A 2,695-nucleotide genomic window follows, 5' to 3' on the forward strand; every position below is an offset into this window, starting at 1 on the left:
GCGCGGTTGATGCCGTCGATCAGCGAGTGGCGGCAGCCGTACTTGTTGTCGAACTTCGACTTCGTCACCGCGTCGTTCACGTTGATCGCCGGGAACAGCAGGGCGCCGGCCTGGTGCATCTCGTAGAGGCGGTGGACACCCGTGGTGGTCTCCTCCGTCACGCCCCGGATCTCCGACGCCATCCGCGTCCAGTCCAGGCCCGAGCGGCCCAGGAGTTCGAGGACGAAGCCCATCTCCTCGTTGTCGGCGGTCGACGGGTCGGGGACGGCCCCCGCCTTCTCGAACTCGACGCCCTTGTGCACCAGGAGGGTGGCGTCACCACCGTCGTCCAGGATCATGTTCGGGCCCGCGTGCCCGGGCCAGGTCAGCGCCTGCTCCGTGCACCACCAGTACTCCTCCAGCGTCTCGCCCTTCCAGGCGAACACCGGGATCCCCGCGGCCGCGATCGCCGCCGCGGCGTGGTCCTGCGTCGAGTAGATGTTGCAGGAGACCCAGCGGACCTCCGCGCCGAGGGCGACGAGGGTCTCGATCAGGACGGCCGTCTGCACGGTCATGTGCAGGGAGCCGGTGATGCGGGCGCCGGCCAGGGGCTGCGCCCCGGCGTACTCCTCGCGGATCGACATCAGACCGGGCATCTCGTGCTCGGCCAGGGTGATCTCCTTGCGGCCGAAGGCGGCGAGGGAGAGGTCCGCGACCTTGAAGTCCGTGAACCCGTCAGACATGGGAATTGCTCCTTGAACTCGTCCGGGGCCGGAGGTCATCGGCGGCCTCCGGCATTGAAGTAGCCGGCCTCGGGGTGGTGGATGACGATGGCGTCGGTGGACTGCTCGGGGTGCAGCTGGAACTCCTCCGAGAGGTGGACGCCGATCCGCTCCGGCCGGAGCAGGTCGGCGATCTTCGCCCGGTCGGCCAGCTCGGGGCAGGCCGGGTAGCCGAGGGAGTAGCGGCAGCCCTGGTACTCGGTGCGGAACATGCCGTCCATGGCGGCCGGATCCGACCCGGCGATGCCCAGCTCGGCGCGGACCCGGGCGTGCCAGTACTCGGCGAGGGCCTCGGCCAGCTGGACGGACAGGCCGTGCAGCTCCAGGTACTCGCGGTAGGAGTCGGACTCGAACAGCTTGGCCGTGGCCCCGCCGATCCTCGAGCCGACGGTGACGACCTGGAAGCCGACGACGTCGACCTCGCCGGAGTCGTCCGGGCGTACGAAGTCCGAGAGGCAGAGCCGGCGGCCCCGGCGCTGGCGGGGGAAGGTGAAGCGGGTCCGCTCTCCCCCGTCCTCGTCGAGGACGATCAGGTCCTCGCCCTTGGAGACGCAGGGGAAGTAGCCGTAGACCACGGCCGCTTCCAGGAGCCGCTCGGTGTGCATCCGGTCCAGCCAGCCGCGCAGCCTGGGCCGGCCCTCCGTCTCGACGGAGCCCGCGTCCTTGAGTCCCCACTGCCCCTTGAAGAGCGCCTGCTCGTCGAGCCAGCCCGCGTACTCCTTGAGCTGGATGCCCTTGACCACCCGGGTGCCGAGGAACGGCGGCTCGGGCACCGGGTTGTCGACGGCCACGTCGGAGCGGCCGCCGGTCTCCTCCGGCTCCTGCACGTCGAGAACGGCTGCCCGCTGCGGTACGCGGCGCTGCTTGAGGGGCGGGAGTTCGGCGCCGGGGACTCCGCGCTTGACGGCGATGAGCGCGTCCATCAGCCGCAGGCCCTCGAACGCGTCGCGGGCGTAACGGACCTCGCCCTCGTAGATCTCGTGGAGGTCCTGCTCCACATAGGCGCGGGTCAGGGCGGCACCACCGAGGATCACCGGGTAGTCCGCCGCCAGCTTGCGCTGGTTGAGCTCCTCCAGGTTCTCCTTCATGATCACCGTCGACTTCACCAGCAGCCCCGACATACCGATCACATCGGCCCGGTGCTCCTGCGCGGCCTCCAGGATCGCCGACACCGGCTGCTTGATCCCGATGTTCACGACGTTGTAGCCGTTGTTGGTGAGGATGATGTCGACCAGGTTCTTGCCGATGTCATGAACATCGCCCCGGACCGTGGCCAGCACGATCGTGCCCTTGCCCTCGTCGTCCGTCTTCTCCATGTGCGGTTCGAGGTAGGCGACGGCGGTCTTCATCACCTCGGCGGACTGGAGGACGAACGGCAGCTGCATCTGGCCGGAGCCGAACAGCTCACCGACGACCTTCATGCCCTCCAGGAGGGTGTCGTTGACGATGTCCAGGGCCGGGCGGGTCTGGAGGGCCTCGTCGAGATCGGCCTCCAGACCGTTCTTCTCCCCGTCGATGATCCGCCGCCGCAGACGCTCCTCCAGCGGCAGCGCGAGGAGCTCCTCGGCCCGGCCGGCCTTCAGCGACTTCGTGTTCACGCCCTCGAAGAGGGCCATCAGCTTCTGCAGCGGGTCGTAGTCGCCCTCGCGGCGGTCGTAGATCAGATCGAGGGCGGTACGGACCTGCTCCTCGTCGAAGCGGGCGATCGGAAGGATCTTGCTCGCGTGGACGATCGCCGAGTCCAGACCCGCCTTGACGCACTCGTCCAGGAAGACGGAGTTGAGCAGGACACGCGCGGCCGGATTCAGACCGAAGGAGATGTTCGACAGGCCCAGCGTCGTCTGCACGTCGGGGTGGCGGCGCTTGAGCTCGCGGATCGACTCGATCGTCGCGATCCCGTCCTTCCGCGACTCCTCCTGCCCCGTGCAGATCGT

General features: G+C 68.8%; 2 protein-coding genes. Both read right to left on the reverse strand.

Features of this window, described 5'->3' with window-relative positions:
* Positions 1–722: adenosylhomocysteinase (locus tag ACZ518_RS39410; RefSeq protein WP_469117846.1), on the reverse strand; the 722-nt coding region annotated here is incomplete at its 3' end.
* 35 nt (positions 723–757) lie between these two features.
* Positions 758–2,695: vitamin B12 dependent-methionine synthase activation domain-containing protein (locus tag ACZ518_RS39415; RefSeq protein WP_469117847.1), on the reverse strand; the 1,938-nt coding region annotated here is incomplete at its 5' end.

It is taken from the genome of Streptomyces sp. NPDC033966 (genome assembly GCF_055575955.1).